Raw genomic sequence first — 15,344 nt, forward strand, 5'->3', positions numbered from 1 at the left:
AGATCGGAAAGTGAATAATGGATGTCAGTAAAAGATCTTTAAATCTGTTATTATAAGCTTAGTATATAGCAAAATAGAGGCTTTACCTTTGTACTTATAGAGGTTTATCCAATTTCATACAAGGGCACCAAATAATCTTTTCCAATGGCATGTTTTTATGATTTCTTAAAAAAAAACTGGCGTTCTTCCATATAATTCTTGAGTTTCACCATTGTGTTTTTTCCGAAACCATGAAGCTGCATAATTTCTTTTTCAGAATAATCACACAGTTTGTCCAAAGAATCTATTTTTTCTTTTTCCAAGGCTCTTCTTGCTGCTAATGCAATAACTCCATAAAGAAATCCGTTTTGAAGGTCATAGTTGACAGCATAGATAGAATTCAGACTCTTTGACATGATTACTAAATTGATCATGACTACAAAAAATATTTTTAATGATTCTCAACGTACTTGTGAAAATTGTTAAGAATGCCATACCAGCCTTCTCGCTGCATTTCCACAGAATTTTGTTTTTCCGGATCGAAAACTTCAGTAACCTTTGTGGTATTCTCGTCTATTTTATCAAAAACCACCTTCACTTTTCGTCCATCTTCCAAATGGTATTTTATGACCTCATGGGGAATAACTTCGTCATAAACCCCTTCAAAATCAAATGCAAAGCTTTTATCTTTAGCTTCCATTTTATTTTTGAATCTTCCTCCTACTTTAAGATCGTTTTCAGAACTAGGGCAATGCCAGCTTTCGTGGGCAAAGTTCCATTTTGTAATATGTTTAGGCTCATTGAAGTAATTCCAGACCTTTTCTACCGGTGCTAAAATTGTGATGTCTATTGTAATGGGTTCCATAATTCTATATTTTGATGATTGGTAAAAGAGCTGCCCAAGTTGGGCACCTCTTCATAATTGAGTTAAATATAAGATTATTTTGTGTATTCTTCATTATAATTTACCATCCAATGAACACCATATTTATCCTGAAAACTTCCAAAGTAGTCTCCCCAGAACTGATCTTCAATAGGCATTTCTACATTTCCACCTTCAGAAAGTCCTTTAAAAATTCTATCGGCTTCCTCTCTGGAATCGGGGAATATCGATACGTAATTATTGTTTCCTACGGTAAGAGTCTGCCCAAATCCAGGAACAATATCCGAAGCCATTAGCAGATCATTTCCAATAGGTAGAGCGATATGCATTACTCTATTCTTTTCTTCTTCGGAAAGGCTTTCTGTTCCCGGTGCATTTCCCATTTTGTGAACTTCTCCTACAAAGTCACCTCCAAAAATAGATTTATAAAAATTGAAAGCTTCTTCAGCTGTTCCATCGAAATTTAGGTAAGGATTTAATTTAGCCATGATTTTTAATTTTAAATGTTAATATGTTCTTATTGAATAGTTAAAGAATGATTAGCTGTATCAAACTTTATATTTTTTATTTCAACTTAAAGTGTGCAGAGTTTTATTGGGTCAGGAATTTTTCTACTTCCTGAATAGTGAGGTTGATCAGATTCTCATCAATGCTTCCATCAAAGTCGGCCATCATATAAGAACCGTGGGTCGCAGGGAGAATCATCAGTTTTGAATTTTCTGCCAAACGCCACATTTCCACGGTATGTTCGGGCTTCATGACATCTTTATCTCCACTGATGAATAATGTTGGAGATTTTATAGATTGTAAAACTTCATCGTCCCAGTCTTCGAAAGTCTGCATTCTTTTACAATCTTTGTCAAAGAGATTTTCGAGTTTCGAAAAGTCAGGATTAAGATTTAAAAAATTGATTTTGAGTGGTTCTGGCATAGATTCGAAAGTGGCTTCCATCATTCCTTCAAAAAAACCGTCTATCATTCCGTTTTTTTTATAAAATGCTGAAGCTACAATCAACTTATCTACCAGTTTCGGATAGTGATGAGCAATCTGCATTACAGTATTGCCCCCATTACTGAATCCCCAAAATGCAGCTTTCTCAATATTGATTTCTGCTAATAAAGCGGCAACATCGCGGGCATCCTCCTCAAATGTTTCAGGAATATCACGGTGCTCACTGCGCCCATGATTTTGAAGATCGATACCGATCAGCTGGAATTTACCTTGCAGACGTTCAATAACCTGCTCAAAATCATATAATATCGAAGAACCACCCCCATGAATAAGCACCAAAGGGTTCCCGAATCCATAGATCTCGTAATAAAGCTGGATTCCGTTTACTTTTTTAAAGCCTTTTTCTACAAGATTCATGAGCTAGTATGTAAGGGTTTCGTCCACTTCATATTTCATTCCCGGATAGTCTAAAATCCTACGCATCAAACCAATCTGCCCACAGAGATAGTCTTCACGTCCGATACACATCCCTGCAAAATTGAGTTTGGTTTCTTTGACGTAAGGGATATTCATTCCTATTTCAAATAGCTCTTCCAACTCTTCATCGGTAACGTCCAGCAGTCTCTGGTATACTTTGGGAGAAATTTCATGAAAATTTTTCTTTAGTTCTTCCAGGCTTGGATATTTTTTAGTCTCATCTAAGGCTTTCCCCTGAAAAAACAGTTCACTGTAAGGGTCTTCATCTTTCATGCCCAGCACCCAGCCCAGGCTGTATCGCATATTGACAAAGTTTCCGGCCATCCATACAATATGATTGGTTGTATTTTTAATTCTTTTCAGTGCGTCGTCTTCCGAAATACCTTCCAGAACATTCAAAAAACTTTGGGAATGCATTCTGTAAGCCGGAGTAATGACTTCTATTTTTTTTGATTTTGGTGTATCCATTTTTAGTTTTAATTAGAGGTTAGTGGTTGGAAAAACGCAAAGGCGCAAGACTTCTACAAATTGTTAGTTTTTAAGTCGCGAGGATTTTATCTTCGATAAAATTGTCCTAATCTAAAAGATAGTGCCAATATTTCGACGGTATATTTGTCATTCCGGGCAAAGCAAGGAATCTAAAAATAACACGTTATTTTATGGCTCCCGGTTTTCCTAAGATTCTTCGGAGATAACCTAGCTGTCCGCTGTGATATATTTCGTGCAGGCTTAAGGCAGAGATATCTTTTATCTTTTCGGAATCAAAGCTTTCAAGAGAGCTCAGCTTAGTGATAAGCTTATCTTGGGATTGTTGTAGGTAAGATTTTAAATCTTCAAAGCTGATCAGCTCATCTTTCCTGTTCAAAGGAATTTCTCCTCTGTTATAACAAGAAAACTTTTCTTTGTCCCAAATGGACTCTTCTCCAAGAACATTCAGGAAAGCATTTCTGATATAAATGATATGTCCCAGAATCCAGTTCATACAATTGGCTTCGCCATTAGGAAAAATCATTGATTCTTCATTGGTAATACTCTCGATATTCAAAGTAATGACGTAGAAAGTACCCGCCGCCTGATTTTTTATTAATTCTATATCATTTGATGGTGTTTTCATAGGATAAGATTTAATAGAGTTGATGACTGCAAATTATTCTGAAGGCATTTGGGAAATATCTCCATACATTACTTCCCACTGATGACCGTCAATATCGGCAAAGCTACTTTGATACATCCATCCGTGATCCATAGGTTCACTGTATTTTGATCCTCCATTTTCGAGAGCTGTCTTTACCATGTGATCTACTGCTTCACGGCTATTCAGGCTTATGGTAAGAAGCACCTGCGTGGTATCTCCTTTAGCAAAAGGTCTGTTGGTAAAAGTCTGGAAAAAATCTTCTCTCAGAAACATTCCATAGATATGATTTTCTTTCATGATCACACTTACCGCCTGATCATTTGAAAATTTTTCGTTGATAGAAAAACCTAGCGCGGCCCAGAATGTTCTTGTTTTCTGTACGTCTTTTACAGGTAAATTGACATAAATTTCGTTGATACTCATTGTGTATATTTTAATTTTCTGTTATTAATGAAGATCTGCAGGCTATCCCTTTGGCATTTGAGAAATATCTGCATAGGTAATATTCCAGCCATGCCCATCAAGATCCCAAAAAGAATTCTGATACATCCATCCGTAATCCTGAGGTTCTTCATGTTGCCATGCTCCCTTTTCTACAGCAGCATTCACTACTTTATCCACTTCCTCACGGCTATCCAGCCCTACTGCTACAATTACCTGACTTGTATTTTCTTTGGCAACAGGCTTATTGGTAAAAGTCTTAAAATATTCTTCCTGCAAAAACATCACGTAGATGATATCATTCAACACAATGCAGATTGCTTTTTCGTCTGAAAACTGCTCATTGATGGAAAAGCCAAGCCCGGTCCAGAATTCTTTTGTTCTCTGAACGTCTTTTACCGGAAGGTTTACATAGATTTGATTAACTTTCATTTTTTGTAATTTTTAGTGTTAAACTTATACTCAAAATTACCAAGGTGGAATGAAAATCAACTTGTCATAAGGCAAGATTTAATTTTTCTTGGGATGGGAAACCAATTCTTTGCGGATGCGGCTCAACGAAGTATCGGTAACTCCCAGATAGGAAGCTATTTGTTTCAACGGTGCAAATTGTACAACTTTAGATTTCTGTTCCAGGAGATTAAGATATCTTTTGGTAGCAGAAAGGGTAAACATTTCCACAGATCTCTGTTTGTAGGCAAAAAGTTCTTTAGACATCCATAATCTTCCCCATTCTCTCAGGTTTGGAATTTTGTGAAACAGCTCCTGAAAAGTATCGTAATCCAGCTTCCAGCATTCGCAATCGGTAATACAGATTATATTTTCCTGAGACGGAACACGCTGAAACATGGAAAGAACTTCAATAATGACTTCATTTTCTACAAAAAAGTGAGTGGTTACTTCATTTCCATTAAAGTCATTCACGAAGGAACGGGCCAATCCGCTGTCCAGAATATAGTATTCATTTGCTGTTTTCCCTTCTTCCAGGATAAAATCACCTTTCTGGAACGATGTTTTTTCATGAGCTTTAAATATTTCTTCAAGCTCTTCCTGCATAAAGAATGGGAAGTCATAGCAAACTTCTAAGGATGTAGTGGTCATTGGTGTCAATTTTTTTAAGGCTTTAAAAATAAAATTTTAAATTGAATAAAGGTAATAAAGGCTAAACTTAATGTGCTTCCTCTGACCACCCCGTCAAATCTTCGATTTGCCACCTCACCAAAGGAGGGGAATGGTTATACTTCTTTGGGTCGTTTTTTGGGTATAGGTATTATAAACAGAGAAATGGCTTCTCTATTTTAAAATAAAGATAGCTGAATTGCTTTTGGAGGATCTGGTTTCTGGGCATCTCCAAATACAGTTTTTCCTCCGAAGCGCCATGAATTCTGCCTCTCTTCTTCAATGATCTCCTGTATATCAAAATCCGGAGTAAAATCCTGCTCAGCCTTCGCTACAATCTGATGAAGTTTATTTAACGAATTCAGTTTATCAGAATTTCCAAGTTTTGATTTTTCAATTCCTTTTCTTAGAATATGGATACTTTCGTCATACGTATGAGTAGGCACTGGGAAAGGATGACCATCTTTTCCTCCATGGGCAAAGGAAAATCTTGCGGGATCAGCAAATCGGGATGGCGCTCCGTGAATAATTTCACTCACCAAAGCCAAAGACTGCATGGTTCTTGGTCCTACGCCTTCCAACATCAGAAGATCTTCAAAATTTTGAGGCTGCTGTTCTCTGGTAACATATAAAAGAGCTCCTAAGCGCTTCAAATCTACGTCAGATGCCCTTACATCATGATGTCCGGGAAGAATCAGTCTTGAAAAATCTTTCATCACTTCTGCAGAATCAGTATGAGAAATATCTAAGATTCCTTTTCTATTTCCTGAAGCTTCGGCATCGGTAAGATTGAGTATTTTCCCTCTCGAAACACCGTTGATTCCGGTGTGAGGTTCTTCTATAAATGATTTTACATTTTCCGAATGCCAATGATAGCGGCGCGCAGTTCCGTCAGATTCATGCATTCCCTGCTGAATGACACTCCAGTTTCCATTATCTGAAAGAATAAAATTATGAAGATAGAGCTGATAACCGTCCTGAATAGCCGTATTATCTACTTTGGCGGACAATTTACTGGCTTTTACCAATTCTGTTCCGTTTAACCCGGTCTGATCAGCAATTTTAATGAGTTCTGATGGAGTTTCTCTTGAAAATTTTCCTTTTCCTCCGCAAATATAAAGCCCCAATGATTGGGAATTGGGATTGATGGAACGTTTCAGCGCTCCCATCACAGAGGTGGTAATTCCTGAAGAATGCCAATCCATTCCCATTACAGCACCAAAACTCTGAAACCAAAACGGATCTGCCAAACGGCGGAGTACTTCATCTTTACCATAATCCATCAGAATCACTTCTACAATGGAAAGCCCAAGAATAGACATACGCTCATACAGCCATGGCGGTACTTTGCCATAGTGTAGCGGTAAATCTGCAGTTCCTGAACGTTTCATCTGTAAGTTTAAGAGAACAAAGTTAGTCTTAATATTTCAAAACAATTATGATCTGAATTAATAATGGGAAGAGAATGCAAGGTCTTTGTGTTTAACCTCATCATATTGTTCTTCGAATGTGATTTTGTTTCCAAAAGGATCTATAACGGTGAAGGATACGGCTCCATAAAACGTTTTTTCAAGCCCGGGACGGTTGTATTTGTATTGTTTGTCAATCAATTCTTTATGATATTGAGGTACACCTTCTCCCCAAACAGCTACGTGGGTTCCCGGTGTTCCGTCTCCGTGATGTTCGCTTAAATGGAAGATTATATTTTCTCTCTTTACTTCCATATAAACGGGGGTATTTTCATCAAAATAATGTTCCCAAACAATTTCAAAACCCAACCAGTCTACATAGAATTCTTTTGTTTTCTGATAGTCAAATATTCTTAGAATAGGAATAATACGATCTGCTGTCATGATATTGTAAAGTAAAGGTTGTTTTTTATCTGCCGAAGTGCCTATAAATGCTGCAAAATATTGATTAGGTTCCCAAAGGGATCTTTAACAAAGAATCTTCGAACTCCCCAATCTTCATCCGTAAGTTTATAAACGATCTCAAAACCTGCCTGTTGCATTGTATGATAGATTTGATCCACATTATCCACTTCAATAGAAAGGTAAGGAACTTCTGTATGATTTCCACCCTGCTCTGCAAAACTAAGCTGAACGCTCCTTTCTTCTTTATTGCCAAGTGTTTTGATCCATCCATGATCCATCAGCACATCCAATTCAAGGATATCCTGATAAAAATGATCTGCCTTTGACAGGTCTGCTGCCTTTATATTGGCTACAATTCTTTTTACCATAATACAGAGTGATAGTTAAACGATTTAAAAATAGAAATTCTTTCACAAATATAAACTGGAAAACTGAATTACAAACACCTTAAATACCACAAAAACAAAATTTTATAGAATACATCAAGGTAAAAAAAGCTTTTCGTCTTAAACAAATCAAAAATTTCAAGTAAGCCATTTCGACGAATATTGGGGATATTTGGTCTAAATAACATCATTCTTTTAGTCAGAAATTTGACCCAGATATTTCAATCATTTAAAAACGAAATATAAAAACAAAAAAGAACTTATTATGTCTTATAAAAATAATATACTTAATATGCCGGCTTTAGGAGTAGGTACTCTGATTCCGGATCCAGAAACTACAATTACTTCTGTAAAAAATGCGCTGGAAGCAGGATTCAGACACTTTGATGCCGCAGAACGTTATAGAAACGAAAGTGAAGTGGGCAAAGGATTAAAAGAAGGATTAAAAGCCAATAATATCACCCGAAACGACATTTTTGTTACGACCAAATTATGGAATACCAATCATCGTCCTGAACGTGTAGAGCCAGCATTGGATGCAAGCTTAGAAAGATTGCAGCTAGATTATGTAGATCTATACCTTATTCATACTCCATTTGCTTTTCTGCCTGGAGAAGAACAGGATCCACGAGATAAAGAAGGGAACATTATATATGATTATGACGTTACTTTATACGACACATGGAAAGCAATGGAACAATTGGTTGAGAAGGGAAAATGCAAAGCGATTGGGCTTTCGGATGTGAATATTGACCAACTCAAAGAGATTTACGAGTCTTCAAGGATCAAACCTGCAGTCATACAGGTAGAATCTCACCCCTATCTTCCCGAAACAGAACTTCTGGAATATTGTAAGGAAAAAGGAATTACATTTCTGGCCTTTGCTCCTCTGGGACACGGAATAAAACCGGGATTACTTGACGATCCCATCATCACAGAAATCGCGCACAAGAGCAATACAACCGCAGCACAGGTCCTTTTGGGATGGGCCGTTCAACGTGGTACAGCCTTACTTACAACCCCAAAAACATTAGAAAGAGCAAAGGAAAATTTCAATATTGCTGAACTTTCTGAAGAAGAAATGAGGAGAATAAACAGTATCGAGATCAGACAACGCTACAATCAGGTTGTAAAAACAGGTTCTCCCGGTTTTATACCAAAGAATTTTTTTGATGTAAAAAGCTAATTTTTAATAGATATTCATTATTCGCAAGCATCTGTTTTTGATTTCAAAAAGTTGTTTGAAGTTTTATAGTTGTTTATAGCAAAGACTTAAATTATACAAAATATTTTAATGTCTTTGCTATTTTAAAACACTATTCTCTCAACTTCAAAGCCACTATTCCTAAGATTTACCACTGATTTTATAATCCCTGAACTAAAACTTTTTTATCTTTGTTAAAGAACATTTAGCAAGAAAAAAGAATAATGTTATAATTTATCCTATAACAGCCGATGAAAACTTTTTCACTTTCTGCGCACAGCAAACTTTTTTCGGTTCCATACAGTAAAAAAGACTATCTGTTTGTAGAGTCCACCAACCAACCTTATCACGAAGAGCCTTATCGTGCAGAAAGCTATGCCATTGTATATATAAAAGAAGGAACTGTAAAGCTAAATGCTGGATTGTCATCGTGGATTGCGGATGGCCCTTCCGTCATCACCTTAGGACCGGAAGTCATTCGCTATTTTACAAAAACCAGCGATCTCTTAAACATGGATGTAATCTTCTTTAAAGAATCATTTTTACTGGAAAAGTATGCTGATCTCTTCTTTCTTTTCAAATACGATTTTTTTGGAAATAACGGGCTTCACGTTTTACCGCTAAAAGATTCTTACCTTTCAAAAGTCAGGAGAATTTTTGAATTGATTCAACTAAGCCAATCAGGCCATGATTATCATGAAAATGAGCTTATCCGCAATTATATTTTTGCTTTGGTGTATGAAATAGATTCCTACTACAGGCATCTTGGGTCGCATACCCAGTCTTCTATAAGAGGTCAGCATCCTCTATTTTCAAAATTCAGAAAATTACTGGCTCTCAACTACATGCAGGAGCATAAGCTAGACTTTTACGCAAAACAGCTTTTTCTTACGCCAAAATCTTTATCGGCAGCCATAAAAAAATACACAGGAAGGCCAGCCGGAAAATGGATTGATGACGCCATCATTCTTGAATCTAAAGTTCTACTTCAAAACAAAACACTTTCTGTATCACAAATTACAGACATTCTCAATTTCTCTGATCAATCGGTTTTTGGAAAGTTTTTCAAGGCCAATACGGGATTTTCTCCTATCGATTACAGAAAGCAATTCGATTAAAAACTTTTTTCAACGCTTTTAAGTGAAGCTATTCCGACGAATAGTAAAGAGAAACTGTCGACTTTTCTCTATGGTTTTGTGAGAACTTTGTCCTATAAAAATTCAATCTTAATTCATGACAAGATCAGCACTTTACCCTATATTTTTTAATATGAAAAGACGATTCTATTTTATATTAACCCAATGTTTTTCTCTATTATTTCCAGTGGCTGGATTTTCTCAGGATAACCTGACAGAAAAATACAACCTTTCTCTTGAAGAGGTTATCCGCCTTGCCAAAAAGCAGAATAATTCCGTACAGGCTGCCCGCTATGAAGAACAGGCTGCACTTGAAGATCAAAAAGATATTGATAAAGCGGCTTTACCGAACGTGCAGGCAGGAAGTTCTTATCAACGCTTTTCGAATCTTACTTTGTTTACAAATGGTTTAAGTCATTCCGATTCCGGAGCTAGAAGGCCGTCATCCAATTCGGCTAATTTGGGGATTGAAGTTACTTTCAATATTTACAGCGGCGGCAAGCAGCGATCTCTACAGAAAGAGCAACACTCACGATTAAAACTCGCGCAAATAAATACCATGGATTTATCTGGAAATACGGCTTTTTATACAGCAAGCCAATATCTCGAATTGATTAGGCTGAACGAATTACAGAAATTTATCTCGGATCAGCTTAAAAGAGCTCAGATAAGACTGGAAAATATTCAGTCATTATATAAAAATCAAAAAGTGACGAAAAGTGACGTTCTCAGAGCACAGGTAATTGTCTCTAATGTTGAACTTTCTTTACAACAAAATCAAAATGATATTGCCATTGCCAATCAGAAATTAGTTGTTGCCATGAATCTTCCGGATTCTGTCACTATAGTCCCTACAGATTCTGCCGGGGTTGAAAAACCTGAAGTAGAATCGCTGCCTGCTCTTATTGAAAAGGCTGAAAACTCAGCATTTATTGTACAGAAATCAGGCGAAAATATTGAATTGCAACGTACAAAACTAAGAACACTTCAAAGTGATACGATGCCTTCTTTGAGCTTTTACAGTTCATATGGACTGAATTATCCCAATTATTTATTCTTTCCGTCTGTAGACCAAGCATATTCCATTGGTTTTGTGGGTTTAAAACTTCACTACGATATTTCATCTCTTTATAAAAGTAAAGACAGAATAACTGCTGCCAAATTACGTGTAAAGGAGCTGGAACTGATTCAACAAGACCATCGCAATAGTGTTCGTTCAGAAATCAAAGCTTATTACATCAAATACAATGAAGCCCTCAACCGAATTTCCGTGAATGAAAAATCGGTAGAACAGGCAAAACTGAATTACAAAATCGTAAACACAAAATATTTAAATCAACTTTCTCTGTTAACGGATTTACTGGATGCAGATCATCTATATCAGGAATCCAGGCTGAATCTTGTAAGCGCACAGACAGAAGCTCTGACAATTTATTATCATATTTTATATACAAGTGGAAATTTATAAAACATCAAGAAAATGAAAAAAGACTACTCAACTCATCCCGGCCCTATTGTTATCAAAACCGTGGCAATTTTTATCATAATTGCAGGAGCCGTTTATTTTTTCAAGTATTTGAAATACAATAAAAATTATGAAGAAACCAACGATGCACAGGTAGAATCCTACATCAATCCCGTTTCAGCGAGAGCCGGCGGATATATTGAAAAAGTGATGTTTAATGAGCATCAAATGGTGAAAAAAGATGATACACTCGTTATTCTGGACAACCGCGAATATTCTGCACAGTTGGCAGCAGCCGAAGCCGATTATGAAAATGCTAAGGCTCAGATAACGGTACTTTCTGCAGCTATTAGTTCTGCGGAATCCGGCACTCAGGTGAATCGTGATCAGATAAAGGGAGCTCGTGCCAAATACATTCAACAAGAAAAGGATATAAAAAGATACGAAAATTTGGTTCATGAAGAAGCTGCCACAGGCGCAGAACTTGAACAGGTAAAAGCTCGGTATGATGTATCTGAAAGTGATTATAGTGCTGCACAAAACAGCTTTAAAACAACGAAAGCAAAAGTGACAGAACTAAAAACCCATTTTGCATTGTTACAGGCAGATATTAAAAGAAAAGAGGCTGCTCTGAAACTTGCCAGACTTAATTTATCTTACACGGTCATCAAAGCGCCTTATTCCAGAAGATTGGGAAGAAAAACCATTCAGGAAGGTCAACAGATACAACCGGGGCAGCCGTTGGTGAGCATTATTAATGAAGGTTCAAAATGGATCACCGCCAATTACAAAGAAACCCAGATTGAGGATATGTATATCGGGCAACCGGCGGAAATAAAAATAGACGCTATTAAGGATAGAATTTTTAAAGGAAAAATAACTGCTATTGCAGGTTCCACTGGGTCCCGTTTTTCATTGTTGCAACCGGATAACTCAACAGGGAATTTTGTTAAAATCATTCAAAGAGTACCCGTAAAAATTGAATTTACAGAAGAAAATACAGATAGAATCGTTGCGGGAATGAATGTCACCGTTTCTATCAGAAAAAAATCTTAATCATGAAGTCAGTTTATTTTAAAGATTGGACGGAAAACTGGAAATGGATCAGTCGAATAACCTTATTTCTGCTCTTATTGTCCGGACTGGTACAGCTGGGAATGTTTGTTCTTACTCAAAGTTATATGGTTTCCTATTGGGGAGCGCAGCCTGAAGATATCTGGTTTGGTGTAATGGCTACCTATGCAGGAATCATTACGATCCTGCCTATACAATTTCGTTTTTTGAGATATTTTGAAACCAGAAGTTACTTACTTTTCAATCTTGTTGTAACTATTTTACTGAATTTAGCTTGCTTTTATTGTCAGGACCTTATCTTATTTTTGGTGCTTCGTTTTTTCCAGGGGATTTTCGCGGGAAATGTAATTGTCTGTTCATTGACACTCGTTTTTTCGCTATTGCCTCCTGAACGATCAAGGAGTATTGGCGCTGCCGTTTTTTATGGAACAATGTTGAGCAATACGGTTTTAATTGGACTCGCTTCCGGAATTATCGTAGAAACATTCGATTGGAAATTCATTTACTATGGTTTGATCTTTTTCCAGATCATCATGTTGGGATTAGTTCTTTTGGTTCTTAAAAGAAAATCAGTAATGAAAAGCTATCCTTTGTACCAAACCGATTTTGCAGGTATGGCTGTATTTGCAGTTACTATTATCTCTATTGCTTACACTCTTTTATATGGATCAAAATATTATTGGTTTGAAGATTCCCGCATTTGCTGGAGTACTCTTACTGGAGCCACCGGACTTTTCTTATTCATTTATAGACAGTATACTGCAAAAAGACCTGTTGTTAACTTAGATGTATTTCACTCACCAAAATTCATGATTGGGCTTGCACTTCTGGCTATTTATTACGGAACCAAAGACAGTATTAATCTTATCTATAATTATACAACAGGAGTCCTTAAATGGAGTACCTTGGACATGATTACCCTGGCCCTTTGTAATTTAAGCGGAATGGTACTTTTCCTGATTATTGCCATCCGTTTGATCATCGTAAAGAAGATTTCTGTAACAGCTTTTCTGGCTCCGGGATTTATTGTTCTGGCGGGTTTCAATTTTTGGATGTCTTACTTTTTAACACCGGATTTATCGTTTGAAGATCTGATGTTACCGATTTTCGTGCAAGGTTCGGCTTCAGGACTGTTATTTGTACCTATCATGATTTTTGTACTCTCCTCGGCTCCTCCTCATACAGGAACGACGGGTTTAATTGTTGCCGCTTACACCCGTTTTACAGCAACGTTAAATTCATTTGTTGGGTTTTATAATCTGCAGCTTTATTTTAACCAGTATTTCAAAGAAGGGTTTCTCAACAGCCTTACTTCAGAAAACCAAAATACAATTGACCGTCTGAATTCCTATAAAACTCTTTATATCTCAAAAGGAATATGGCAAGAGCAGAGTTCTTTAATGGCAAATTCACAGCTAGCTCAGGTTATTGCTCAACAAAGCCAGTTGTTGACAAACAGAGCCATTTTTATGACATTCGGAATTGGATTATCATTAGTCGCTCTTCTTATTATGATCATCCCTTTGCTGCACAAGACTTATATGAGTTTGGGAATGCAAAAAGTGCCAAAGACTTTTTCAGAAAGTTTAAACAGTAAAGCCTAACCCTACAAATCAAATTTCTATGTTAGAAGATATTATTGATAAAAATCTTAGTATTATTTTTTGTGGAATAAATCCTGGCCTAAAATCAGCCTGGGACGGTCATCATTTTTCTGGAAAAAGTAATCGGTTCTGGAAGGTACTTCACTTGGCAGGTTTTACTTCTTATCAAATTTCAGCCTTTCATGATAAAGACCTCCTGCAGTTTAGATATGGGCTTACTACAGCTGTAGCAAGGCCAACTGTACGAGCAGATGAGCTTTCAAAGGAAGAATTTGAACAGTCATTTAAAATATTTCAGGAAAAAATGGAGATGTATCAACCCAAATATATTGCCTTTTTAGGAAAAGCTGCGTATGCTATATTTTCTGGGAAAAAACAGATTGTATGGGGAAAACAGTCTGAAAAAATGCAGAATGCTACAGTTTGGGTACTTCCCAATCCCAGTGGCCTGAATCGTGGTTTCAGCATTGAAGAACTTACAATTCATTATAAATCGCTTTATCATGAATCTATACAATAAAAGGCTGCCAGAATATCCCTTAGGAAAAGCAACCAGTGTGCTGGGAAATAAATGGAAACCCATCATTATTGTAACCATCGGTAAAAAAACATTACGCTTTGGAGAAATAGCAGCTAGCATTCATCCGATTTCCAGAAAAGTACTTACAGATCAGTTGAGAGAGTTGGAAAATGATGATGTATTGGTTCGAAAAGAATTTAAAGAATTACCTCCCAGAGTAGAGTATTCACTTACGGAGAAAGGAATATCTCTTCTTCCTATTTTGTCTCTCTTTGAAAAATGGGAACATCAATATTGCAGTGAGGAAACTATTCTTGAATCGACTACTCCACTGTTAATATCACAAAAATTATGAAGATGATCTCAAATTAGAGTCGTTTATATGATGAGTATTGTCTTTAAACAGGAACCCCAAAACTTTTGCTTTGGGGTTCTATTATTTTATAATTTAAGATCATGCTTATTACAGCACAACTCAATCTATTAATTGTTCAATGCAGCAAGTGCAGCGTCATAGTTAGGCTCATTAGCAATTTCTGAAACCTGTTCTGTATAAACTACTTTGTTGTTTTCGTCTGTAACAATAACTGCGCGGCTTAAAAGTCCTTTTAAAGGAGAATCGGTGATGGTCACTTCATAGTCATCCCCGAAGCTGCTTCTGAAATCTGAAAGTGTTTCTACATTATTCAAACCTTCAGCTGCACAGAATCTTCCCAATGCGAACGGAAGATCTTTAGAAACATTGATTACTACAGTGTTATCAAGTTTTGAAGCCTCTTCATTGAATTTTCTGCTGGAAGCTGCACAAGTAGGAGTATCGATACTTGGGAAAATGTTGAATACTTTTTTCTTTCCTTCAAAGCTCTCCAGGTTTTTCACATTTAATCCAGAATCTACTAATGCAAAATCTTTTACAGTGCTTCCTACTGATGGTAATGTTCCTATTGTGTGTACTTCGTTTCCTTTTAAAGTGATTGTCGTTGACATAATATTTATTTTTTTAGTTTTTCAAATTTAGTCAAAAAAGAAAATTTTCCCAGTCTTATTAAGGTTAAATTAATCTTAAAGTAAAAATAAAAGCTTTTCTTCTGACATT

At 36.5% G+C, this 15,344-nt stretch carries 20 protein-coding genes; 7 read left to right on the forward strand and 13 right to left on the reverse strand.

Going from position 1 to position 15,344, the window contains the following annotated elements; translation table 11 throughout:
- Positions 1-155 precede the first annotated feature (155 nt).
- The 12 genes from ACQ76T_RS09395 to ACQ76T_RS09450 all read right to left on the reverse strand — a co-directional run bounded on the left by ACQ76T_RS09395 (position 156) and on the right by ACQ76T_RS09450 (position 7,227).
- Positions 156-413 (reverse strand): hypothetical protein, encoded by a 258-nt coding sequence (locus ACQ76T_RS09395; protein WP_431343045.1) that lies wholly within the window; start codon positions 411-413, stop codon positions 156-158.
- Positions 414-430: 17 nt separating this feature from the next.
- A complete protein-coding gene (locus ACQ76T_RS09400) occupies positions 431-844 on the reverse strand; it encodes an SRPBCC family protein (protein ID WP_431343046.1) in 414 nt (137 codons plus the stop codon).
- Positions 845-918: 74 nt separating this feature from the next.
- Entirely contained in the window at positions 919-1,350 is a 432-nt protein-coding gene (locus ACQ76T_RS09405; RefSeq protein WP_431343047.1) for a VOC family protein, read from the reverse strand.
- Between the two features lie 103 nt (positions 1,351-1,453).
- Positions 1,454-2,230 carry an alpha/beta fold hydrolase gene (locus ACQ76T_RS09410; protein WP_431343048.1) on the reverse strand — a complete coding sequence of 259 codons (777 nt, stop codon included), beginning with the start codon at positions 2,228-2,230 and terminating at the stop codon, positions 1,454-1,456.
- A 3-nt stretch (positions 2,231-2,233) separates the two neighbouring features.
- A complete protein-coding gene (locus ACQ76T_RS09415) occupies positions 2,234-2,758 on the reverse strand; it encodes a DinB family protein (RefSeq protein WP_431343049.1) in 525 nt (174 codons plus the stop codon).
- A gap of 184 nt (positions 2,759-2,942) precedes the next feature.
- Positions 2,943-3,404, reverse strand: coding sequence for a hypothetical protein (locus ACQ76T_RS09420; RefSeq protein ID WP_431343050.1), 462 nt, complete (start codon positions 3,402-3,404; stop codon positions 2,943-2,945).
- Between the two features lie 33 nt (positions 3,405-3,437).
- Positions 3,438-3,848 (reverse strand): VOC family protein, encoded by a 411-nt coding sequence (locus ACQ76T_RS09425; protein WP_431343051.1) that lies wholly within the window; start codon positions 3,846-3,848, stop codon positions 3,438-3,440.
- A gap of 42 nt (positions 3,849-3,890) precedes the next feature.
- Positions 3,891-4,298: a VOC family protein gene (locus ACQ76T_RS09430; protein WP_431343052.1), complete on the reverse strand. Its 408-nt coding sequence runs from the start codon at positions 4,296-4,298 to the stop codon at positions 3,891-3,893.
- Positions 4,299-4,376: 78 nt separating this feature from the next.
- Positions 4,377-4,967, reverse strand: a complete 591-nt coding sequence (locus ACQ76T_RS09435) for a Crp/Fnr family transcriptional regulator (RefSeq protein WP_431343053.1) — start codon at positions 4,965-4,967, stop codon at positions 4,377-4,379.
- A 197-nt stretch (positions 4,968-5,164) separates the two neighbouring features.
- On the reverse strand, positions 5,165-6,376 hold the full coding sequence (locus ACQ76T_RS09440) for a DUF763 domain-containing protein (RefSeq protein WP_431343054.1): 1,212 nt from the start codon (positions 6,374-6,376) through the stop codon (positions 5,165-5,167).
- Positions 6,377-6,433: 57 nt separating this feature from the next.
- Positions 6,434-6,838, reverse strand: coding sequence for a glyoxalase superfamily protein (locus tag ACQ76T_RS09445; protein ID WP_431343055.1), 405 nt, complete (start codon positions 6,836-6,838; stop codon positions 6,434-6,436).
- Between the two features lie 41 nt (positions 6,839-6,879).
- Positions 6,880-7,227 carry a VOC family protein gene (locus ACQ76T_RS09450; protein ID WP_431343056.1) on the reverse strand — a complete coding sequence of 116 codons (348 nt, stop codon included), beginning with the start codon at positions 7,225-7,227 and terminating at the stop codon, positions 6,880-6,882.
- A gap of 283 nt (positions 7,228-7,510) precedes the next feature.
- On the opposite strand from ACQ76T_RS09450, the gene ACQ76T_RS09455 reads away from it, so the two are divergent.
- From ACQ76T_RS09455 to ACQ76T_RS09485, 7 genes are all read left to right on the forward strand, one after another.
- On the forward strand, positions 7,511-8,431 hold the full coding sequence (locus ACQ76T_RS09455) for an aldo/keto reductase (protein WP_431343057.1): 921 nt from the start codon (positions 7,511-7,513) through the stop codon (positions 8,429-8,431).
- A gap of 269 nt (positions 8,432-8,700) precedes the next feature.
- Entirely contained in the window at positions 8,701-9,567 is an 867-nt protein-coding gene (locus ACQ76T_RS09460; RefSeq protein ID WP_431343058.1) for a helix-turn-helix domain-containing protein, read from the forward strand.
- Between the two features lie 115 nt (positions 9,568-9,682).
- A complete protein-coding gene (locus ACQ76T_RS09465) occupies positions 9,683-11,053 on the forward strand; it encodes a TolC family protein (RefSeq protein ID WP_431343059.1) in 1,371 nt (456 codons plus the stop codon).
- Positions 11,054-11,065: 12 nt separating this feature from the next.
- The gene (locus tag ACQ76T_RS09470) at positions 11,066-12,106 is read left to right on the forward strand and encodes an HlyD family secretion protein (RefSeq protein WP_431343060.1); all 1,041 of its coding nucleotides are present in this window, start codon (positions 11,066-11,068) and stop codon (positions 12,104-12,106) included.
- Positions 12,107-12,108: 2 nt separating this feature from the next.
- Positions 12,109-13,728, forward strand: a complete 1,620-nt coding sequence (locus ACQ76T_RS09475) for an MFS transporter (protein ID WP_431343061.1) — start codon at positions 12,109-12,111, stop codon at positions 13,726-13,728.
- Between the two features lie 19 nt (positions 13,729-13,747).
- Positions 13,748-14,248 (forward strand): G/U mismatch-specific DNA glycosylase, encoded by a 501-nt coding sequence (gene mug / locus ACQ76T_RS09480; protein ID WP_431343062.1) that lies wholly within the window; start codon positions 13,748-13,750, stop codon positions 14,246-14,248.
- Positions 14,232-14,603, forward strand: coding sequence for a winged helix-turn-helix transcriptional regulator (locus ACQ76T_RS09485; protein ID WP_431343063.1), 372 nt, complete (start codon positions 14,232-14,234; stop codon positions 14,601-14,603). Before mug ends, ACQ76T_RS09485 begins: the two co-directional genes overlap by 17 nt.
- Before the next feature lie 128 nt (positions 14,604-14,731).
- Here ACQ76T_RS09485 and tpx read toward each other — a convergent pair whose 3' ends face one another.
- A complete protein-coding gene (gene tpx, locus ACQ76T_RS09490; RefSeq protein WP_431343064.1) occupies positions 14,732-15,235 on the reverse strand; it encodes a thiol peroxidase in 504 nt (167 codons plus the stop codon).
- Between the last annotated feature and the right edge of the window lie 109 nt (positions 15,236-15,344).

Source organism: Chryseobacterium sp. JK1 (assembly GCF_050632815.1).
GTDB lineage: Bacteria > Bacteroidota > Bacteroidia > Flavobacteriales > Weeksellaceae > Chryseobacterium.

Bases quoted from the DNA above. Each gene is read 5' to 3' on its own strand.
- ACQ76T_RS09395 (WP_431343045.1), bottom strand. From the start codon at position 413: ATGATCAATTTAGTAATCATGTCAAAGAGTCTGAATTCTATCTATGCT.
- ACQ76T_RS09400 (WP_431343046.1), bottom strand. From the start codon at position 844: ATGGAACCCATTACAATAGACATCACAATTTTAGCACCGGTAGAAAAG.
- ACQ76T_RS09405 (WP_431343047.1), bottom strand. From the start codon at position 1,350: ATGGCTAAATTAAATCCTTACCTAAATTTCGATGGAACAGCTGAAGAA.
- ACQ76T_RS09410 (WP_431343048.1), bottom strand. From the start codon at position 2,230: ATGAATCTTGTAGAAAAAGGCTTTAAAAAAGTAAACGGAATCCAGCTT.
- ACQ76T_RS09415 (WP_431343049.1), bottom strand. From the start codon at position 2,758: ATGGATACACCAAAATCAAAAAAAATAGAAGTCATTACTCCGGCTTAC.
- ACQ76T_RS09420 (WP_431343050.1), bottom strand. From the start codon at position 3,404: ATGAAAACACCATCAAATGATATAGAATTAATAAAAAATCAGGCGGCG.
- ACQ76T_RS09425 (WP_431343051.1), bottom strand. From the start codon at position 3,848: ATGAGTATCAACGAAATTTATGTCAATTTACCTGTAAAAGACGTACAG.
- ACQ76T_RS09430 (WP_431343052.1), bottom strand. From the start codon at position 4,298: ATGAAAGTTAATCAAATCTATGTAAACCTTCCGGTAAAAGACGTTCAG.
- ACQ76T_RS09435 (WP_431343053.1), bottom strand. From the start codon at position 4,967: ATGACCACTACATCCTTAGAAGTTTGCTATGACTTCCCATTCTTTATG.
- ACQ76T_RS09440 (WP_431343054.1), bottom strand. From the start codon at position 6,376: ATGAAACGTTCAGGAACTGCAGATTTACCGCTACACTATGGCAAAGTA.
- ACQ76T_RS09445 (WP_431343055.1), bottom strand. From the start codon at position 6,838: ATGACAGCAGATCGTATTATTCCTATTCTAAGAATATTTGACTATCAG.
- ACQ76T_RS09450 (WP_431343056.1), bottom strand. From the start codon at position 7,227: ATGGTAAAAAGAATTGTAGCCAATATAAAGGCAGCAGACCTGTCAAAG.
- ACQ76T_RS09455 (WP_431343057.1), top strand. From the start codon at position 7,511: ATGTCTTATAAAAATAATATACTTAATATGCCGGCTTTAGGAGTAGGT.
- ACQ76T_RS09460 (WP_431343058.1), top strand. From the start codon at position 8,701: ATGAAAACTTTTTCACTTTCTGCGCACAGCAAACTTTTTTCGGTTCCA.
- ACQ76T_RS09465 (WP_431343059.1), top strand. From the start codon at position 9,683: ATGACAAGATCAGCACTTTACCCTATATTTTTTAATATGAAAAGACGA.
- ACQ76T_RS09470 (WP_431343060.1), top strand. From the start codon at position 11,066: ATGAAAAAAGACTACTCAACTCATCCCGGCCCTATTGTTATCAAAACC.
- ACQ76T_RS09475 (WP_431343061.1), top strand. From the start codon at position 12,109: ATGAAGTCAGTTTATTTTAAAGATTGGACGGAAAACTGGAAATGGATC.
- mug (WP_431343062.1), top strand. From the start codon at position 13,748: ATGTTAGAAGATATTATTGATAAAAATCTTAGTATTATTTTTTGTGGA.
- ACQ76T_RS09485 (WP_431343063.1), top strand. From the start codon at position 14,232: ATGAATCTATACAATAAAAGGCTGCCAGAATATCCCTTAGGAAAAGCA.
- tpx (WP_431343064.1), bottom strand. From the start codon at position 15,235: ATGTCAACGACAATCACTTTAAAAGGAAACGAAGTACACACAATAGGA.